This window comes from Amycolatopsis sp. H20-H5 (genome assembly GCF_035828755.1).
GTDB lineage: Bacteria > Actinomycetota > Actinomycetes > Mycobacteriales > Pseudonocardiaceae > Amycolatopsis.
In genome coordinates, this window is sequence record NZ_JAYMZS010000013.1 from 104,907 (window position 1) to 122,075 (window position 17,169).

Sequence of the window (17,169 nt, forward strand, 5' to 3'; positions counted from 1 at the left end):
AAGTGGCCGCTTCTACACTTTCGGCATCAGTGAACCCAGCCGATGAGGTAACGCAGTGGTGGCGACGGACCCGCAAGCCGGCTCGACGACGGCCAAGACGGCAGCGCAGCCGTCGAACCCTGGCCTGGTCGGGCAGCTCCTCCGCTTCGCGCTGATCGGCGGGTTTTGCGCGATCGTCGACTTCGGCATCTATCAGGGCTTGCTCGCGCTGGGTATGGACGTGTCACCGTGGGTGAACCTGGCCCGCGCGATCAGCTTCGTCTGCGGCACCACGACGGCGTACTTCCTGAACCGGAAGTTCACCTTCGCCGGCGGCCGCCAGCAGGGCGCCGGGCAGGTCGGCAGCTTCGTGGCCCTCTACACCGTGACTTTCTTCGTCGCGGTGGGGATGAATCTGCTCATGCTGCACGTCCTGCCGGAGTCGGCCTGGAAATCCACCCTGGGTTGGGTCGTTTCGCAGGCAACCGCGACCATGATCAATTTCGTCATGCTCAAGTGGGTCGTGTTCCGCGAGCCGCCCACCACCGCACCCAGTCCAGCAATCCACACCGAGGAGAACTGAGGATTCATGCCCGGTAAAGCAGCAGCCGCAACCGGACAGGCCGTGGCGACACCGGCCTCGAACGGCCACGTCAGCGCGGCAGCCGGGGATGACACCCGGTTCGCCGAACGCACGCCGGAGGGCAGGCTGACCGCACAGCGCGGGCTGTTTGCCGGTCCTTCCCCGATCGTGAGCAAGGACCTCTACTCCGAGCCCGTCTCGGGCTCCGCGGTGCGCGACAGGACGAGCGTCACCCTGGAAGCCGCGTCGAAGGTGTCCGGCAACACGTACTTCGGCCGGTTCCCGGCCAGCTACTGGCAGCGCTGGACCACCGCCACCGAGGTCACGGTCGAGGCCGTCGTCACCGGTGACGGGCAGCTCACCGTCGGCGCGTCCGACGTCCAGGGTGACGCCAGGGTCGTCGCGGCGGAGGACGTCTCCGGCGCCAAGCAGGCCAAGGTCGAGCTGACGGCCAAGCTCGACAGGTTCTACGACGGCGGCGCGCTCTGGCTCGACCTCGAGACCGAGGGCGGCCAGCACTTGCGCGTCGAGTCCGTGCGCTGGACCGTCGACGCGCCGGAGAAGATCCGCCCGACCGCGGTGACCATCTGCACGATGAACCGCGCCGACGACTGCCTCAAGAACCTGCAGGCGCTCGCCGCCGACGTCTCCTCGCTGGAGACGCTGGACGCCATCTACGTCGCCGACCAGGGCACCGACCGGGTCGACACGCGCGACGGCTTCGAGCAGGTCACCAAGGACCTCGGCGGCAAGCTGCACTACATCATCCAGCCGAACCTCGGCGGCGCGGCGGGCTTCACCCGCGGCCTCTACGAGGTGGCCGGGCACACCGAGACCGAGCACGCGAACGTCCTGTTCATGGACGACGACGTGCTGCTCGAGCCGGACCTGGTGATCCGGATGACGGCGTTCTCCAACCGCACGGCCAACCCGATCATCGTCGGCGGCCAGATGCTCAACCTGCTGCACCCGAACCAGCTGCACGTCGGCGCGGAGTACGCCCGGCTGAACACCCTGGAGCCCGGTCAGCCGGTCGCGCACTCACTGTCCACCGCGGACCTGCTCGGCGTCGACGAGGACACCCTCAAGCCGAACCGCCAGGAACGCCGCCTCGACGCCGGGTACAACGGCTGGTGGTCCTGCCTGATCCCGTACGAGATCGTCAAGGCCACCGGGTACCCGCTGCCGTTCTTCTTCCAGTGGGACGACGCGGAGTACAGCTACCGCGCCCGCGAGCACGGCTTCCCCACGGTCACCCTTCCCGGCGCCGGCGTCTGGCACGCCGACTTCCACTGGAAGGACTGGGACGAGTGGCACCGCTACTTCAACCTGCGGAACTCGATCATCACCGCGGCGCTGCACAGCCCGTTCAACCTGAACCTGCTCTCCCGGGTGCTGATCTCGCAGCTCACCCGGTACCTGCTGGGCATGCAGTACGGGCTGTCCGCGACGCTGATCAAGGCCGTCGAGGACTTCCTCGAGGGCCCGGAGATCCTGCGTGACGGCGGGCTCGCCGCGATGCAGGAGATCCGCCGCATCCGCGACGCGTACCCCGAGACCAAGCGGCACAAGGCCACCGAGGTCCCTGGCATCGCGTCCAACGACATCGGCATCATCAACAGCGCGCCGCGGCCGAGCATGCAGCGCCTGGTGCTGATCAAGCGCGTCCTCGACCGCGTCCTCGGCCGGAGCCGCCACTCGCTGGGCGCCATCCCGACGGACGAGGCCAACTGGTGGCACGTCGCGCAGTTCGACACCGCCGTCGTCACCGACGCCAACCAGGAAGGTGTCCGCGTCCGTTCGTACGACAAGGACAAGATGTTCGACCTGGCCAAGCGCGGCGCGAAGGTGATCAACCGGCTCCGCAAGGAGGGCGCGGGCGTGCAGGAGCAGTACAAGCGCGCCATGCCGGAGCTCACCTCCCGCGAAAACTGGAAGCGCCTCTACGAGCTGTAGTGGCCTCTGAAGGCCACCTTGAGGGACCTGGATGCCCTCAAGGTGGCCTTCAGCGCGTCCGGGGCAGGTGCGTGGCGGGTCGAGGGCGGTTACGTCTGCAGATCTCCGGGCGTGACGACGACACCGGGGTTCTGGTCGCCGCGGCGGGCAGCTCGACTGTCCTTTCAGGACATCACGCCGAACGCCTTGTCCGCGAAACGACTTTCCTGCTCGTCGCGGCCAGCCGCCCGGAGCACGACGTTCAGTGCAGGCCGAAGACCTTTCCCTTGCGCTGCAGGTCGTCGATGTAGGCCACGGCGACCTGCGAGAAGTTGATCGTCACCTTGGCGGAGTCCTGTGTCTGCACCGAGGTGACAGCGCCGGTTTTGACGATATGCGTGAGATCTGCCTCCAGGCGTTGGGTTTCCTTGGCGTCGAGCGCGAAGAGCAGTGGCTCGCCGCCGGTCGACAGATGCAGCACCAGTGCTGGTTTCTTGTCCGTCATATCCTCCATGGCACCAGCGTTGATCACCCTCGGCAAGGGGGGTTCGCTGAGGGCGGAGCGGAAGAGTGATCCCGCTGCGCCTTTCCCGCCAGGTGCACTACCGTTCTGACGAGATCCGGTGAGACCCCCGGAGGGAAAGTGGCGATGTCGTATTCGTTCTCGTTGTCGCTCGCGGCTGTGGACATCCTGCTCGACCAGGGCGGGCTGGGCCCGGCCCCGGGCCCGTTCGTGGTACCCCACATCGGGACGTCGCATGAGCAGCGCGGGATGGTCCGCGACGCGGTGTTCCGCGATCTCGAGGGCCGCGGGCTGATGCGCGGCGGGCGGCTGGACCCGGACGTCGAACTCGCGCTGGCCACGTTCGTGCACTCGGATCTGGTCATCACGGCGGCCGCTCAGCTCGACCAGGGCCGCCAGCTGTTCGCCAGGGCCGCGTCGAACGGCCAGTTCGCGATCCTCGCCCGCCAGGACGAGAACCTGGTGGTCTTCGACGAGATCCGGCCGACCGGGATCGTGCCGTCCATCGTCGACCTGCTGCCGCTGACCCCGGCCGCGCCCGGCCAGTCGGTGACCTTCGCGAAGCCGTCCTCGCAGCAGCGGCCCCGGCGTGGTCCCGACGACGCCTACGACCCCTTCGCCGGGGTCAGCGCGCCGCGGACGTCGTCCTCGCACGCGCAGTTGCGCGTGGTCGAGCGGATCTTCGAGAAGCCGAAGACGCGGGTCGGCCAGTTCACCGCCTCGGTCAAGGGCCGCGACGGGCGCCAGGCCGACTTGTCGACGCTCGCCTGGTTCGACACCGAGGCGGGCCGCTATCTGATGTCCTCGCACCAGGCGGCCGACGGCCAGCACTGGCTGACTTACTCCCCGGCCGACAACGCCCGCATCGCCCAGCAGCTATACAGCCTGCTCGAAGGCTATTTCTGAGCCTTCCGGCCGGTTTCGGGGCGAAGGAGAATTCGCCGAACAGCCCATGCGTGTCGTACCCGGCTAGTACAGTGCGAGGCGAATAGGCGGGCGATCAGGTGGGGCGGTCATGAGCTTGAGTGAGAACGCGGCGGCGAAGGCGCTCGGCGCCGGGCTGTCGGTGCAGGCGATCCAGCAGGCGAGCGCCGAAACCCGGAAACTGGTGGACGCCGCGAACAGCGGCGGGTTCACGATCAGCCCGCAGGGTGTCGAGCCCCTGCGTGAGGCGCTGAAGACGATGGCCGACGAGCTGGACAGGCTCAACGCCAAGACCGTCCAGCTCAACGACCCGCCGAAGCTGGGCAACCATCCGTACGCGCACGCCGTCGCCGCGCACGACCGGAAGGGTGCGGCCGACGAGGCCGGGTCCACCCTGGTCGCGCTGAAGCAGTTCGGCGACGTCCTCAGGAACGCCGACAAGGCGCTGGCCAGGGCCGCCGCGCTGTACGGCAGCGCGGAGCAGCACGAGCACCTCGACGCGGCGAAGAAGGCCCAGGCCACAGGGGGAGCCGAATGACCACGCCCAAGGTGAACACGTCTTCGGTCGAGCACGTCCAGGGCTTGAACCCGTCCGACGCCGACTACCTCGGCCACGACCACCAGCAGCTGGAGCAGTTCGTCGGCACCAATCTCGACGTCGAGCAGGTGTCGAAGGTGTCGGCCGCGTACAACGACGTGCACAAGGCTTTCGAAAGCTTCGCCACGACGTTGTCCACCGCGGTCAACAAGTCGAAGGGCCAGTGGGAGGGCGTCGCCGCCGAGTCCGCGCTGAGCTACTTCGGCAGCCTCAGCAAGTGGGCCGACGCCAACTCGCAGAACGCGAAGCTCGCTTCGGAGACCATCTACGACCAGGGCGCCGCGGCGGCCAACGCCAAGAACCAGATGCCCAAGCCGATCCCGTTCAACTGGAACGACGAGTTCCAGGGCTGGATGGCGGCGAACCCGCTCGACCTCGGCGACAACATCGACAAGTCGCTCCAGAAGCAGAAGGACAGCCAGCAGGCGCACCAGCAGGCCGCCGACGTCATGAAGACGTACGACAAGGACCTCTACAGTGCCGCGTCGAAGCAGCCGGTGTTCCCCGAGCCACCGGCGTTCGCCGCGGGCGGCGGTTCGGCCCCGGCGGCACTGGACATCAGCAGCCACGGCCACAGTAGCTCCGGTGGCTCCAGCGGCTCCGGTGACGCGCGAGGCAGTGGCGGCAGCAGCTCGTTCCTGCCGCCCCACTCGGCCGATGGGGCCGGTTCGGGCCCCATGCAGAGCGGTTCCAGCACCGGCGCGGGCGTGCTGCCGCCCGGCAACACCACCCCCGCGGGCTTACCGCCCGGCGTGGCTCCCGCGGCGGCGAACGCCGGGGGCGCGGGCATGGGCGGGATGGGCGCGATGCCGATGGGTGGCATGGGCGGAATGGGTGGCGGCATGGGTGGCGGTGACTCGGAGTACAACTCCAAGGTCGGCCGTGGCGGCGGCTTCGGCCCCGGCGAGCCCGGCCTCGGCGGCTCGAGCGGTTCGGGCGCGAGCTCCGGCGCGGCCCGCCCCGGCGGTGTCGGCGCGGCGGAAGCGGCCGCCGGGCGTGGCATGGGCGGCGGTGCGGCCACTCGCGGCGGCGCCGGGATGGCCGCTCGCGGCCGGAGCGGCGAGGTCGAGGAGGACGCCGAGCACCAGCGAGCGTGGTACCTCGTCGGCGGTGAGCCTGAGGACGACGTCTTCGGCTCGGACCAGCGCACCGCTCCGCCGGTGATCGGCGAATAACCACAGCCTGACGAAAACGCCCCCACCTCCGCGCGAGGCCGGGGGCTTTTTCTTGCCCTGACTCGGACATTCCTTGGCAACCCGGAAGACAAAGTGAACTGAGTTCGTTGCGTCCTCGCCGCGGCCGCGGCGGCGGGCTGCACCGCCGACGTCAAACCGGCGTCCGGTGCCGTGGCCGAACCCGTGAATCCCCCGGCAGGAAATCCTGCGGCGGGAAATCCCCCTGTGGCACCGAAACCGGCCAAGCTCGCCGCTTCCGGTGACGTTGTTCAACGAAACGGCCGCGCCGGGCGCGGCCAGCAACCAGTTCCCGCTGGGAACCCTGCTCAAGGTCACCAACCTGGACAACGCCAAGTGCACCACCGTCCCGGTGACCTCCACGTCAGGCAGCTGCGTGCTGGTCAACAACGCGGCGTTCGAACAGGTGAGGGAGCCAGGGAAGTTCCTCATCCGCAAGGCGCGGGTCGAACGCGTCGGCTGAGGCCGGCGAGCGGCGCCGGGGAAAGGCGAGCACGGGGAAGCGTGCTCGCCTTTCCCTTGGCTGCCAAGGAAAACTCAGAAGCGGAAGAACTTTTCCTGACGGCCCTGGCGAACCAGTTTCAGCCACTGCAGGAAAGCCTTGGGGTCCCGCTTGACGCCGACGAAGTACAGCCCGAACCGGATCACTTCGAGCGCGCCGATCCGTCGCATTCCCGGCTGGGACAACAGGTAGCCGCGGTTGCGGTAGGTGTAGTAGCGCTTGACCTCGTTCTCCGGGTCCTGCGCGTGGAACTTGCCGCCCAGCATCGGCTTGAACTCGTCCGAGCCGTCCGGGTGCAGGTACGTCGTCTTGAGCGAGGTGCCGAACGGCAGGCCCGAGCGGACCAGCCGCCGGTGCAGCTCCACCTCGTCGCCGCGGAAGAACAGCCGCAGGTCCGGCACGCCCACGACGTCCAAAGTGGACGAACGGAAGAGCGCGCCGTTCATCAGCGACGCGATTCCTGGCAGGAAGTCGTCGCCAAGCTCGGCCGCCGAGCGCTTCCAGGTCAGGCCGCGGCGCAACGGGAAGGCGAGCTTCTCGGGGGCGTCGATGTTGGACACCACCGGCGAGATCTCCGCCAGGTTCCGCTTTTCCGCCTCCTCCAACAGGATCTGGAGGACGTGCTCGTCGGCGGGACGGCCGTCGTCGTCGGCCAGCCAGACCCAGTCCGCGCCCATCGACAGCGCGTGCAGCATGCCCAGCGCGAACCCGCCCGCGCCACCGAGGTTCCGGTGCGAGGGCAGGTACGTGAACGGCAGGGGATAGCTCTCGACGACGTCGCGCGCGGACTGGTCCGGCCCGTTGTCGACCACCACGAGGTGGTCCACCGGGCGGGTCTGCGCGGCGATGATCTTCAGCGAGTCCGCGAGCAGTTCCCGGCGGTGACGGGTGACGACCACGCCGACCACGGCGCCTTCTGGCAACTGCTGGGCCTCGCTGGTCATCATTCGCCGCCGTTCTTCGCGAGGGCGGGCTGGGCGCCGAAGCGTTCCAGTGCCTCCTGGCTCATGTTCTCGAACGGGTCGCGGCCCTTGTAGCCGGTGAGCACCTCGCGCAGCGAACCCTGCTGCTTGACGTGGCCCTCGTCCATCCAGATCGCCGAGTCGCAGAGTTCGAAGAGGAACTCGTCCGAGTGGCTGGCGAACACCAGGATGCCCGAGCGCTTGACCAGCGCCTTGAGCCTGTCCCGCGCCTTGTTGAGGAACGCCGCGTCGACCGCGCCGATGCCCTCGTCGAGGATGAGGATCTCGGGATCGATCGAGGTCACCACGCCCAGCGCCAGCCGTACGCGCATACCTGTGGAGTAGGTGCGCAGCGGCATCTGCAGGTAGTCACCGAGCTCGGTGAACTCCGCGATGTCGTCGACGCGCTTTTCCATCTCCTTCGCGGTCATCCCGAGGAACAGGCCGCGGATGAGGATGTTCTCGAGCCCGGAGATCTCCGGGTCCATGCCGATCCCGAGGTCGAAGACCGGCGCGATCTTGCCGGAGATCCTGGCCGAGCCGCGGGTCGGCTCGTAGATGCCGGCGAGCAGCCGCAGCAGCGTGGACTTGCCCGCGCCGTTGTGGCCGACCAGGCCGACCCGGTCACCTTCCTTCAGCGACAGCGTCACGTCGTGCAGGGCCTCGATGATCGGCACCTTGCTGCCCGTGCCGATCTTGCCGCCGACCTTGCCGAGGACGCGCTTCTTCAGCGAGCGGGTCTTGGCGTCGAAGATGGGAAAATCGACGAACGCGTTGTGGACATCAATGTGGACCATTTGTCACACCCAATAGGAGACGCGGGAACGGTAGTTGCGCATGGCGACGAGCGCGAGCGCCCAACCCACGACGGTGATGCCGCCGACGATGAGCCAGCTGAAGCCGCTGACGTATTGCCCGATCAGTGGAGCACGGACGATCTGCACGAAGTGGAACAGCGGGTTCGCGTTGATGTACGGCAGTGCCCACGACGCGTTGTGGCGGGCCCCGCCCTTCGCCAGCTGGTCGATCGGCCAGACGATCGGCGTCAGGTAGAACAGCAGCTGGATGAGCGAGCTGATCACCTGCGGGATGTCGCGGTACCGGGTGGAGATGATGCCGAGCAGCAGGGTGACCCAGCCCGCGTTGATCGCGAGGAGCAGGAAGCCGGGGATCGCGAGCAGCGACGACCAGCCGATGCCGGGGTGGCAGATGCCGGTGAAGTTCGGTTCGCAGATACCGCTGTTCAGCGTGTACTCGTGGCTGAGGCTGCCGAAGAAGATGGCCACGACGATCACGTAGACGATCAGGTTGTGGGCCAGCATCAGCGTCTGGCGCCACACCGTCCGCAGGACATAGACGCTCAGCGGCGCGGGGAGCTGTTTGATCAGCCCCTCGTTCGCGATGAACGTCTCCATGCCCTCGGAGAGGCAGCCGCTGATGAAGCCCCAGATGATGAACCCGGTGCTGATGTAGGGCAGGAAGGTCGACGTGTGCAGGCCGAACAGCTGCGAGTAGAGCAGCCCCAGGCCCAGCGCGATGACGCCCTGGCTGATGGTGATCCAGAACGGACCGATCACCGAGCGGCGGTACCGCTGTTTGATGTCCTGCCAGCCCAGGTGGCCCCAGAGCTCGCGGGCGTGGAAACCGGCCTTGATGTCGGCGAAGGCGCGCGCGAAGGTCCTGCTGTCGGACATCGGCGGTACCGATGTCTCGACCGGACTTCCGGCGGCGTGAACCGTGCTGGTGGCATGCACGCCCACGAGGGTACCGATGGGATGTGCCGACCTTGGCTCGCCCCGGCTGAGCACGTCCGTGCACAGAGCGCTAGAACGCCGGACGCGGGGAGTGTGCTGGTACTTTCTCCCCCCATGACCGCTGCACTCGGCGCCGCGAGCCTGATGGTGAACCTGCTCGCCGCGTACGCCGATCGGCCCCTGCCCCGTTCCATCGCGGTGGTCGGCAACCAGCCGCTCCCGCCCGACCCCCAGCGGGCCAAGGCGATTGATGCCTGTGACCTGGTGATCCGGGTCAACGGGTTCGTGCTGGACGAGCCGTCCGGGCCGGCGGTCGTCGGCAGCCGGGTACACGTCGTGGTGTTCAACCGCGCGGTCCGCGCGACCCCGTACGTCTTCCGTGACTACCGGCGGCGGCTCTACCTGCTGGTCGAGCCCGGCAGGCTGCACTGGGAGCCGGAATACGTACCCGAATGGTGGCCGGCGGACCTCGGGTTCGTCCCGGTGTCGAACCGTGAGGTCGTGCTGCCGCTGTCCGACGCGCTGGGCCTGCCCACCCGCACCGAGTCGACCTGGTCGACCACCGGGACGCTGGCCGCGTGGATCGCGCGCACCTCGTTCCCGGCGGCGAACCTGATCCTGACCGGCTTCTCGTTCATCGACGACCCGAACCAGACCTCGTGGGAACACGCCGCCGGCGATTCCTGCATCGTCGGGCCGGAGCACCAGATCGCCGCCGAGGGACGTCTGCTGGAATCCTGGACCAAGACCGGCGAGACCGAACTGCTGCGCTGATCAGCGCGTAATCCGACATCCAGTCACCAAAGGACCTTTGCTGATGATCGTGCAGAAACTTCGCACCAACCTCACCGCCCGGTTCGCCAAGCTCGTCGACTTCCGCGTCGAGGAGCGGGTGCACGGCTTCGACGATCGGATCGACGAGCTCGAGCACGCCACCGCGGACCACCGCCGCAGGCTCGACGAGGCCGAGACGAACCTTGAGGCCGCCCGCGGTGACCTCCGCTGGACCACCGCCCAGGTTGACCGGCTCATCCCGCACGTCGCGGCCCAGGAGGCCCAGCTGGAGACCCTGCGCGAGTCACTGGCGCTGGTCCCGCCCGCGGACAAGCCGCAGATCGCCGAGGCCCGCTCGCTGATCGAGGAGATCCAGCGTCAGCACGCCCAGATCCGGGTCCGGCTCGCCGGTGTCGCCCGCTACGAGGACAGGCTGCGCAGGCTGGAAGACGAGCGCGAGCCGGTCGCCCGGTAGCGAAGTGCCTTCGGCGATCGCCCGCGAAGCCACCGAGTCGGACGCGCGACTCCTGCTCGCCTGGCGCAACGACACCCGCACCCGGCAGGCCTCCCGGTCCACCGGCGAGATCGCCCTCGCCGACCACCTTGCCTGGTTGCGCGGGGTGCTCACCTCGCACGACCGGCTGCTGCTGGTCGTCGAGGTGGCCGGGGAGCCGGTCGGCACGGTCCGGTTCGACCGGGCGGGGGACGAGGCCTGGGAGGTCAGCATCACCCTGGCGCCCGCGGCCCGTGGGCGTGGCTTGTCCGGTGATGTGCTCGCCGAGGGTGAGCGCGTGCTCACCACGACGTATCAAGTCCGGGAGATCCTGGCCGCCGTGCACCAGGACAACGCCGCGTCGGCCGCGCTTTTCCAGCGTGCGGGCTACGCCGGGGAGGGCGCTGCCGAGGGCGAGTTCCGGCAGTTGCGCAAGACTGTGCACTGACCAGCACCCCACCCCGGGAGAAGCGCACCCATGTCCACGCAGGAAGTCGTCATCGGCGGGCACCGCATCGGGCCCGACCGGCCCCCGTTCGTGATCGCCGAGATGTCCGGCAACCACAACGGCGAGCTGGGCCGGGCACTGGAGATCGTCGACGCCATCGCGGCCGCCGGCGCGCAGGCGGTCAAGCTGCAGACCTACCGGCCCGACACGATCACCATCGACGTCGACGCCCCGGCGTTCCGGATCGGTGACTCGCATTCGCTCTGGGGCGGTCAGAACCTCTACAAGCTGTACGAGCGCGCCCACACGCCGTGGGAGTGGCACGAGCCGATCTTCGCGAGGGCCCGTGAGCATGGCCTGGAGGCGTTTTCCAGCCCGTTCGACCCCACGGCGGTGGACCTGCTGGAGTCCCTGGACGTGCCAGCCTACAAGATCGCGTCCTCGGAGATCGTCGACCTGCCGCTGGTCGAGCTGTGCGCGCGGACCGGCAAGCCGCTGGTCATCTCGACCGGGATGGCCAGCATCGCCGAGATCGACGCCGCCGTGCGCACCGCCCGAGACGCCGGGAACGACCAGCTCATCGTGCTGGGCTGCACCGCTAGCTACCCGGCGTCACCGTCCGAGAGCAACCTGCGGGGCCTGCCGGTGCTGGCGGGCGTGACCGGGACGCTCGTGGGCCTGTCCGACCACACCCCGGGCATCGGCGCGCCGCTGGCCGCCGTCGCGCTGGGCGCGGTGGCCATCGAGAAGCACGTCACGCTGGCCCGTGCCGATGGCGGCGTGGACTCGGAGTTCTCGCTGGAGCCCGCCGAACTCGCCGCCCTGGTGACCGAAAGCCGTCGCGCGTGGGAGGCGCTGGGTGCGCCGGTGATCGGGCCGAGGGAGAGCGAGAAGGAAGGCCTCCGGCTGCGCCGCTCGCTCTACGTCGTCGAGGATGTCCGTGCTGGCGACGTTGTGACCAGGGAAAACGTCCGGTCGATCCGCCCGGCCGGTGGGCTGGCGCCGGGCGAGATCACCACCGTGCTCGGGCGGACCTTCCGCGTGGACGCGACGAAGGGCACCGCGTTGACCTGGGACCTGATCTAGGACTCTCCGAAGAACCCGCGCACCCCAGCGATGACGCGCTCGACGTCGGTGTCGGTCAGCGATGGGAACAGCGGCAGCGAGAGTTCCTGCGAGTAGTACAGCTCGGCGTTCGGGCACATCCCGCGCTGGTAGCCGAGGTCGGCGAAGACCGGATGCCAGTAGGCCGGGATGTAGTTGACCTGGACGCCGATGCCGATCCCGCGCAGGCTGTCGAACATCGCGCGACGACGGCCGTCGAGCACCCGCAGCGGGTACAGGTGCCATGCCGGGTCGGCCCCCGCACGGGTGACCGGGGTCAGCACGCCGTCGAGGTCCGCGAAGGCTTCGTTGTAGCGAGCGTGGATCCGCGCGCGGCGCTTCTTGAACTCGTCGAGGCGGCGCAGCTGGCTGCTGCCCAGTGCGCACAGGACGTCCGGCAGCCGGTAGTTGAGGCCGAACTCGTGGACCTCCTGGTGCCAAGCGCCTTCGTCGGGGAAGCGCTGGGCGGCCTTGTCGCGGACGAGGCCGTGGTTGCGGAAGCCGCGCGCGCCCGCGAGCAGCTCCTCGGACGGTGTGGCGACCGCGCCGCCCTCAGCCGTCGTGAGGTTCTTCGTCGGGAAGAACGACAACGTCGTCAGGTCGGCGATCGAGCCGACCGGCCTGCCCTGCCAGGTGCCGCCGACCGAGTGTGCGGCGTCCTCGAGCAGCAGTGCGCCGGAGGCGTGCGCGATCCGTGCCAGCTCATCGAGCTCGGCGGGATGACCCGCGTAGTCCACCGCGGCGACGACCTTGGTCCGGCTGGTCATCGCCGCCTCGACGGCGGCCGGTGACAGGTTGGCCGTGTCCGCGTCGACGTCGGCGAACACGATCGTCGCGCCGAGCAGCGCGGCCGTGGACGCCGTCGCGACGAACGTCATCGGCGTCGTCAGCACCTCGTCGCCCGTGCCGATCCCGGCCGCCGCGTACGCGACGTGCAGGGCGGCCGTGCCCGAAGTGACGGCCACAGCGGGGGTGCCGCCGGTGTGCTCGGCGAGGTCGGCCTCGAACTGGGTGACGGCCGGTCCGGTGGTGAGCCAATCGCCGCGGAGCACCTCGGTGACCGCGGCGATGTCCTCGTCGGTGACGGACTGGCGGCCGTAGGGCAGGAACTCAGCCATACTGCTCGACCAGGCTGCGCAGCTCGTCCGCGTCGAGCCAGAGGTCGTTGGTGTCGGACCGGTAGGCGAACCCGTCCGGCACCGGCTTGCCGTCCGTCGGCGGCTCGTAGCCCCAGCCCGCGATGTGCGGCTGGACGACGTAGCGGTCGGCGAGCTGGAGCGTCCGCCGGGCGTCGTCGGGCGCGATCATCTCTTCGTGCAGCTTCTCGCCGGGACGGATGCCGACCTCATGCATCTCGCTGCCGGGCGCGATCGCCTGCGCCAGGTCGACGAGCCGCATGCTCGGGATGCGCGGCACGTACAGCTCGCCGCCGTTCATCTGGTCGAACGAGTCGACCACGAACTGCACGGCCTGCGGGAGCGTGATCCAGAAGCGGGTCATGTCCTTGTGCGTGATCGGCAGCGACTCGCCCTTTTCCGCCAGCGCGCGGAAGAACGGGATGACGCTGCCGCGCGAACCCATCACGTTGCCGTAGCGGACCACGGAGAACCGGGTCGGGTGCGCGGCGGCGTAATGGTTCGCGCTGATGAACATCCGGTCGGCGCAGAGCTTGGTGGCGCCGTAGAGGTTGATCGGGCTGGACGCCTTGTCGGTCGACAGCGCGACGACCTTCTTGACACCGGTCTCGATCGCGGCCTCGATGACGTTCTGCGAGCCCATCACGTTCGTCTGGACGAACTCGAAGGGGTTGTACTCGCCGGTGTCGACCTGCTTGAGCGCGGCGGCGTGGACCACGTAGTCCACGTTGTGCATCGCGCGCTCGAGCCGCCGCCGGTCGCGCACGTCGCCGATGAACCAGCGCAGTCGCGGGTCGTCGTTGAACAACTGGCGCGCTTCATACTGCTTGAGCTCGTCGCGGGAGAGCACGACCAGCCGGCTCGGGTTCAGCTCGGCCAGCGCGTACGAGACGAACGCCTTGCCGAACGAACCGGTCCCGCCGGTGAGCAGGATGCTGGAGCCATCCAGCTCGGACATCGTTGACCTCCGCGTATAGGTGGTACTGCCGTCGGCCATCATGTCACCCATGCGTGGTACGCCTGTGGTCAACGCCGTCATCCAGGCCCGGCTGTCCTCGACGAGACTGCCCGGCAAGGTCCTGCGGCCGCTGGCAGGCCGCAGCGTGCTGGGCTGGGTCGTGCGGGCCGCCGCCGCGGCCCGCGGCGTGGATCAGGTGGTCGTGGCCACCTCGGACGCCGCGGATGACGACGCCGTGGCGGAGGAAGCGGCCAGGCTGGGCGCACTGGTGGCCCGCGGCCCGTTGGACGACGTCCTCGCCCGGTTCGCGATCGCCTGCGAGCTCCACCCGGCCGACGCCGTGATCCGCCTCACCGCTGACTGCCCGCTGCTCGACCCGGCGTTGATCGGCCAGCTCGCGACGCTCTGGCGGGCGCAGCCGTCCCTCGACTACGTGAGCACGACGCTGGTCCGCACCCTGCCGCGCGGTTTCGACGCGGAACTGGTGCGCACGGCGGTCCTCGCCGAGCAGGTCGCGACCGCGACCGGCACGCATCGCGAGCACGTCACATCGGGGATCTACAGCAGGCCGGAGACGTACTCGTGCGCCGGGATCGTGGTCAGTCCCGCGGCCGAGGATCTGCGCGTCACGCTGGACACCCCCGAGGACTGGCAGGTCATCGAGGGCGTCGTCGAGGACCTGGGCGACCGCGTGTCGAGCTGGCGCGAAGTGGTGTCGCTGCTCCGTGCGCGTCCGGACCTGACGGCGCTGAACGCCCATGTCGAGCAGAAGAAGGTCGCGCGTTGACGAAGCTCCTACTGCGCGGAGACGCTTCGCCGACCATCGGCGCGGGGCATATTTCCCGCCTGGTGGCCTACGCCGAGCGCGCGGTCGCGCGAGGCTGGGAGGTGTCGTTCTCCGGCAGCATCGACAACGCCGAGTGGCTCGCGGTTCGTTTCGACGAGCTGGGTGTCCCTCGATTGCCTGCCCCTCCTGTGCTCGGGGAGCTCGCCGCGGGGTTCGACGCGGTCCTCGTGGACCACTACGGCCTCGGTGAACTGCGAAAAGAGGTCAACGCAGCCGGTGCGTCGCTGATCTCGGTGGAGGACGGCACCTTCGGACGACGTGCCGCCGACGTCGTCGCGGACTGCGCTTTCGCACCTGCTTCGCGACCTGACGACGGCTCGGGTGTCCTCCTGTGCGGAGTCACTTACGCGCCCCTTCGCGACGTCGTGCTGCGCGCACGAGAACGTCGTGTCGCGAGCGTTGTCGGTGAGCCCCTTCGGGTGACCGTGGTGCTCGGCGGCGGTGGCGAGTGGGTCGGCGTAGTGAGCACGCTGCTACGCGCGCTTCGTGACACCGGACTGCCGTTCGAGGCTGATGTCCTCGTCCGCGGCGAGCCAGAGATCCCTTCGCTGGCCGCAAACCAGCGGATCCGCGTGTCCCCACCAGGAACGGGACTCCTCGACCTGCTGGTGGACACCGACCTCGCGCTCAGCGCCGCCGGGGTGACCCTGCTGGAGCTGTGTTGCCTCGGTGTCCCGACCGGCATGATCCAGCTCGTCGACAACCAGGCGGCCGGATACCGCGGCGCCCTCGACCTCGGCCTGGCCGCGGGGCTGGGACACGCCTCCTCCCTCGGCTCGGAAGTGACCGAGGTGCTCGCGGAACTGCTCACGTCGTCGTCGGCGCGAAAGTCCCTTTCGGTGACGTCTTCGTCCCTTGTGGACGGTCAGGGTGCGGACCGCGTGCTAGACGCACTTTGAGATTCACGTGCAAGGCCGCTATTCAATAATAACGGCAGGAGTGGTCAGCGTGTTTCCCGTTGGGGATCTGGCCGAACTGCCGGGCTGGACAGGTCGTGCGTCCCCGGCATTGTCGTGGGCTGATGTTGATCCAGTCAACTTTGTTTAATTGGATAATCCGATAAATTGGAAGGAAGATCAAGATATGGCGACCTGTGACTGTTCTGCCCGGCGCAGCGCCAAGGTCGGGTGCGCAGCAGGTGCTGGTGCAGAACGACGGCACCGTCCGGATGAAGAGCCGCTCGGTTGAGCTCGCTGATACCGGGTGTGATCGAGGACCGAAACTGTCCGCTATCTCTCTTACCGTGGCTCCATGACCACAGACATCACCCCGTTCCGCGTCGCGATCCGGCAGGCTGACCTCGACGACCTCACCGAGCGGCTCGACAACACGCGGTGGCCGGACGAGTTGCCGGGCGTCGGCTGGAGTCTGGGCACGCCGCTCGGGTACCTGCGGGAGCTCGCCGACTACTGGCGGCTGCGGTACGACTGGCGGGTTCACGAGGAGCGGCTCAACGGGTTCGGACAGTTCACCACGACCATCGACGGCGCGAACGTGCACTTCTATCACGTGCGCTCGCCCGAGCTCGATGCGAAACCGCTGCTGCTGCTCCACGGCTGGCCGGGGTCGATCGTGGAGTTCCTCGACGTCATCGGCCCGCTGTCGGATCCGCGTTCGTACGGTGGCGATCCGGCCGTCGCCTTCCATGTCGTCGTGCCCTCGTTGCCAGGGTTCGCCTTCTCCGGGCCGACCGTCGAGGCGAACTGGGGCTCCGATCGAGTGGCCGACGCCATGCCGGAGCTCATGACCCGCCTCGGCTACGAGGGCTTCGGGATCCACGGGGGTGACTGGGGCGCGATCATCTCCCGGGAGATCGGGGTGCGGTTTCCCGAGCGGCTCAGCGGCGTCCACCTGACGATGTTGCCCAGCGCCGTCGCGCGCGGTGAGGCGGATCTGGCGGGGCTCGACGGCGACGAGCTTGTGCGTGCCGAGGCTTCGCTGGCCAAGGGACGGCGGTTCCACCAGGACGGGCTCGGCTACGCGATGATCCAGTCCACCAGGCCGCAAACGCTTGCGTACGGCCTCACCGACTCACCCGTCGGGCAACTGGCCTGGCTGGCGGAGAAGTTCGAGGCCTACAGCGACCCGGGGTGCGCCATCGATCGCGACGACCTGCTGACCAACGTCATGCTCTACTGGCTGACCGGGACCGCGAACTCCTCGTCCCGGATCTACACCTCGCTCGGCGGCGCTTGGGGCGCGCCGCCGGAGCGTTCCAGCGTGCCGACCGGCGTCGCCGTCTTCCCGAAGGACACCGGGCTGCCACTGCGCCACCTCGTCGAGCGGACCGACACGATCGTCCGCTGGACGAACTTCGACCGCGGCGGCCATTTCCCCGGCCTCGAACAGCCCGCCCTGCTGATCGGCGACCTCCGGGCCTTCTTCCGCGCCCTTTGCAACGCCATGAACGGACCGTTTATGGCAGAAACGCCATGAACGGACCGTTTATGGCAGAA

Annotated in this window: 19 protein-coding genes; 13 read left to right on the top strand and 6 right to left on the bottom strand. The window is 68.6% G+C overall.

The window, feature by feature from the left end:
* Positions 1–55 precede the first annotated feature (55 nt).
* Both QMK34_RS10365 and QMK34_RS10370 read left to right on the top strand, forming a co-directional pair.
* Positions 56–562 carry a GtrA family protein gene (locus QMK34_RS10365; protein WP_326413501.1) on the top strand — a complete coding sequence of 169 codons (507 nt, stop codon included), beginning with the start codon at positions 56–58 and terminating at the stop codon, positions 560–562.
* Positions 563–568: 6 nt separating this feature from the next.
* Positions 569–2,518, top strand: a complete 1,950-nt coding sequence (locus QMK34_RS10370) for a glycosyltransferase (RefSeq protein ID WP_326413502.1) — start codon at positions 569–571, stop codon at positions 2,516–2,518.
* 241 nt (positions 2,519–2,759) lie between these two features.
* Here QMK34_RS10370 and QMK34_RS10375 read toward each other — a convergent pair whose 3' ends face one another.
* Positions 2,760–3,002: a hypothetical protein gene (locus QMK34_RS10375; RefSeq protein ID WP_326413552.1), complete on the bottom strand. Its 243-nt coding sequence runs from the start codon at positions 3,000–3,002 to the stop codon at positions 2,760–2,762.
* Positions 3,003–3,146: 144 nt separating this feature from the next.
* On the opposite strand from QMK34_RS10375, the gene QMK34_RS10380 reads away from it, so the two are divergent.
* From QMK34_RS10380 to QMK34_RS10395, 4 genes are all read left to right on the top strand, one after another.
* Complete coding sequence (locus QMK34_RS10380; protein WP_326413503.1) at positions 3,147–3,926, top strand: ESX secretion-associated protein EspG; 780 nt, start codon at positions 3,147–3,149, stop codon at positions 3,924–3,926.
* 109 nt (positions 3,927–4,035) lie between these two features.
* Complete coding sequence (locus tag QMK34_RS10385) at positions 4,036–4,482, top strand: hypothetical protein (RefSeq protein WP_326413504.1); 447 nt, start codon at positions 4,036–4,038, stop codon at positions 4,480–4,482.
* On the top strand, positions 4,479–5,717 hold the full coding sequence (locus tag QMK34_RS10390; RefSeq protein WP_326413505.1) for a PPE domain-containing protein: 1,239 nt from the start codon (positions 4,479–4,481) through the stop codon (positions 5,715–5,717). The genes QMK34_RS10385 and QMK34_RS10390 overlap by 4 nt, the downstream gene beginning before the upstream one ends.
* A gap of 259 nt (positions 5,718–5,976) precedes the next feature.
* A complete protein-coding gene (locus QMK34_RS10395) occupies positions 5,977–6,198 on the top strand; it encodes a hypothetical protein (protein ID WP_326413506.1) in 222 nt (73 codons plus the stop codon).
* Between the two features lie 74 nt (positions 6,199–6,272).
* Here the strand turns inward: QMK34_RS10395 and glfT1 are convergent, their stop codons facing one another.
* The 3 genes from glfT1 to wzm are packed head-to-tail and all read right to left on the bottom strand — an operon-like array spanning position 6,273 to position 8,953.
* Complete coding sequence (gene glfT1 / locus QMK34_RS10400) at positions 6,273–7,181, bottom strand: galactofuranosyltransferase GlfT1 (RefSeq protein ID WP_326413507.1); 909 nt, start codon at positions 7,179–7,181, stop codon at positions 6,273–6,275.
* Positions 7,181–7,996, bottom strand: coding sequence for a galactan export ABC transporter ATP-binding subunit Wzt/RfbE (gene wzt, locus QMK34_RS10405; protein WP_326413508.1), 816 nt, complete (start codon positions 7,994–7,996; stop codon positions 7,181–7,183). The genes glfT1 and wzt overlap by 1 nt, the downstream gene beginning before the upstream one ends.
* Before the next feature lie 3 nt (positions 7,997–7,999).
* Positions 8,000–8,953, bottom strand: coding sequence for a galactan export ABC transporter permease subunit Wzm/RfbD (gene wzm / locus QMK34_RS10410; protein WP_326413509.1), 954 nt, complete (start codon positions 8,951–8,953; stop codon positions 8,000–8,002).
* 144 nt (positions 8,954–9,097) lie between these two features.
* On the opposite strand from wzm, the gene QMK34_RS10415 reads away from it, so the two are divergent.
* From QMK34_RS10415 to pseI, 4 genes are read left to right on the top strand one after another with little or no spacing between them, the layout of a single operon-like run.
* Positions 9,098–9,727, top strand: a complete 630-nt coding sequence (locus QMK34_RS10415; protein WP_326413553.1) for a hypothetical protein — start codon at positions 9,098–9,100, stop codon at positions 9,725–9,727.
* A 43-nt stretch (positions 9,728–9,770) separates the two neighbouring features.
* The gene (locus tag QMK34_RS10420; protein WP_326413510.1) at positions 9,771–10,202 is read left to right on the top strand and encodes a hypothetical protein; all 432 of its coding nucleotides are present in this window, start codon (positions 9,771–9,773) and stop codon (positions 10,200–10,202) included.
* 4 nt (positions 10,203–10,206) lie between these two features.
* Positions 10,207–10,668: a GNAT family N-acetyltransferase gene (locus tag QMK34_RS10425; RefSeq protein ID WP_326413511.1), complete on the top strand. Its 462-nt coding sequence runs from the start codon at positions 10,207–10,209 to the stop codon at positions 10,666–10,668.
* Between the two features lie 30 nt (positions 10,669–10,698).
* On the top strand, positions 10,699–11,754 hold the full coding sequence (pseI, locus tag QMK34_RS10430; RefSeq protein ID WP_326413513.1) for a pseudaminic acid synthase: 1,056 nt from the start codon (positions 10,699–10,701) through the stop codon (positions 11,752–11,754).
* On the opposite strand, the gene QMK34_RS10435 is transcribed toward pseI, so the two are convergent.
* Positions 11,751–12,890 (bottom strand): DegT/DnrJ/EryC1/StrS family aminotransferase, encoded by a 1,140-nt coding sequence (locus tag QMK34_RS10435; RefSeq protein ID WP_326413514.1) that lies wholly within the window; start codon positions 12,888–12,890, stop codon positions 11,751–11,753. The two genes, pseI and QMK34_RS10435, sit on opposite strands and share 4 nt — an antisense overlap.
* Positions 12,883–13,866, bottom strand: a complete 984-nt coding sequence (gene pseB, locus QMK34_RS10440; protein WP_326413515.1) for a UDP-N-acetylglucosamine 4,6-dehydratase (inverting) — start codon at positions 13,864–13,866, stop codon at positions 12,883–12,885. The genes QMK34_RS10435 and pseB overlap by 8 nt, the downstream gene beginning before the upstream one ends.
* A gap of 40 nt (positions 13,867–13,906) precedes the next feature.
* Between pseB and QMK34_RS10445 the strand changes: the two genes are divergently transcribed.
* From QMK34_RS10445 to QMK34_RS10455, 3 genes are all read left to right on the top strand, one after another.
* Entirely contained in the window at positions 13,907–14,653 is a 747-nt protein-coding gene (locus QMK34_RS10445) for a cytidylyltransferase domain-containing protein (RefSeq protein WP_326413516.1), read from the top strand.
* A complete protein-coding gene (locus QMK34_RS10450) occupies positions 14,650–15,612 on the top strand; it encodes a spore coat protein (RefSeq protein WP_326413517.1) in 963 nt (320 codons plus the stop codon). The genes QMK34_RS10445 and QMK34_RS10450 overlap by 4 nt, the downstream gene beginning before the upstream one ends.
* A gap of 352 nt (positions 15,613–15,964) precedes the next feature.
* The gene (locus QMK34_RS10455) at positions 15,965–17,149 is read left to right on the top strand and encodes an epoxide hydrolase family protein (protein WP_326413518.1); all 1,185 of its coding nucleotides are present in this window, start codon (positions 15,965–15,967) and stop codon (positions 17,147–17,149) included.
* Positions 17,150–17,169 lie beyond the last annotated feature (20 nt).

What these genes read in the sequence shown, in the direction of transcription:
- QMK34_RS10370 (WP_326413502.1), top strand. Translation starts at nt 569, where the DNA reads ATGCCCGGTAAAGCAGCAGCCGCAACCGGACAGGCCGTGGCGACACCG.
- QMK34_RS10375 (WP_326413552.1), bottom strand. Translation starts at nt 3,002, where the DNA reads ATGACGGACAAGAAACCAGCACTGGTGCTGCATCTGTCGACCGGCGGC.
- QMK34_RS10380 (WP_326413503.1), top strand. Translation starts at nt 3,147, where the DNA reads ATGTCGTATTCGTTCTCGTTGTCGCTCGCGGCTGTGGACATCCTGCTC.
- QMK34_RS10385 (WP_326413504.1), top strand. Translation starts at nt 4,036, where the DNA reads ATGAGCTTGAGTGAGAACGCGGCGGCGAAGGCGCTCGGCGCCGGGCTG.
- QMK34_RS10390 (WP_326413505.1), top strand. Translation starts at nt 4,479, where the DNA reads ATGACCACGCCCAAGGTGAACACGTCTTCGGTCGAGCACGTCCAGGGC.
- glfT1 (WP_326413507.1), bottom strand. Translation starts at nt 7,181, where the DNA reads ATGACCAGCGAGGCCCAGCAGTTGCCAGAAGGCGCCGTGGTCGGCGTG.
- wzt (WP_326413508.1), bottom strand. Translation starts at nt 7,996, where the DNA reads ATGGTCCACATTGATGTCCACAACGCGTTCGTCGATTTTCCCATCTTC.
- QMK34_RS10415 (WP_326413553.1), top strand. Translation starts at nt 9,098, where the DNA reads ATGGTGAACCTGCTCGCCGCGTACGCCGATCGGCCCCTGCCCCGTTCC.
- QMK34_RS10420 (WP_326413510.1), top strand. Translation starts at nt 9,771, where the DNA reads ATGATCGTGCAGAAACTTCGCACCAACCTCACCGCCCGGTTCGCCAAG.
- pseI (WP_326413513.1), top strand. Translation starts at nt 10,699, where the DNA reads ATGTCCACGCAGGAAGTCGTCATCGGCGGGCACCGCATCGGGCCCGAC.
- QMK34_RS10435 (WP_326413514.1), bottom strand. Translation starts at nt 12,890, where the DNA reads ATGGCTGAGTTCCTGCCCTACGGCCGCCAGTCCGTCACCGACGAGGAC.
- pseB (WP_326413515.1), bottom strand. Translation starts at nt 13,866, where the DNA reads ATGTCCGAGCTGGATGGCTCCAGCATCCTGCTCACCGGCGGGACCGGT.
- QMK34_RS10445 (WP_326413516.1), top strand. Translation starts at nt 13,907, where the DNA reads ATGTCACCCATGCGTGGTACGCCTGTGGTCAACGCCGTCATCCAGGCC.
- QMK34_RS10455 (WP_326413518.1), top strand. Translation starts at nt 15,965, where the DNA reads ATGACCACAGACATCACCCCGTTCCGCGTCGCGATCCGGCAGGCTGAC.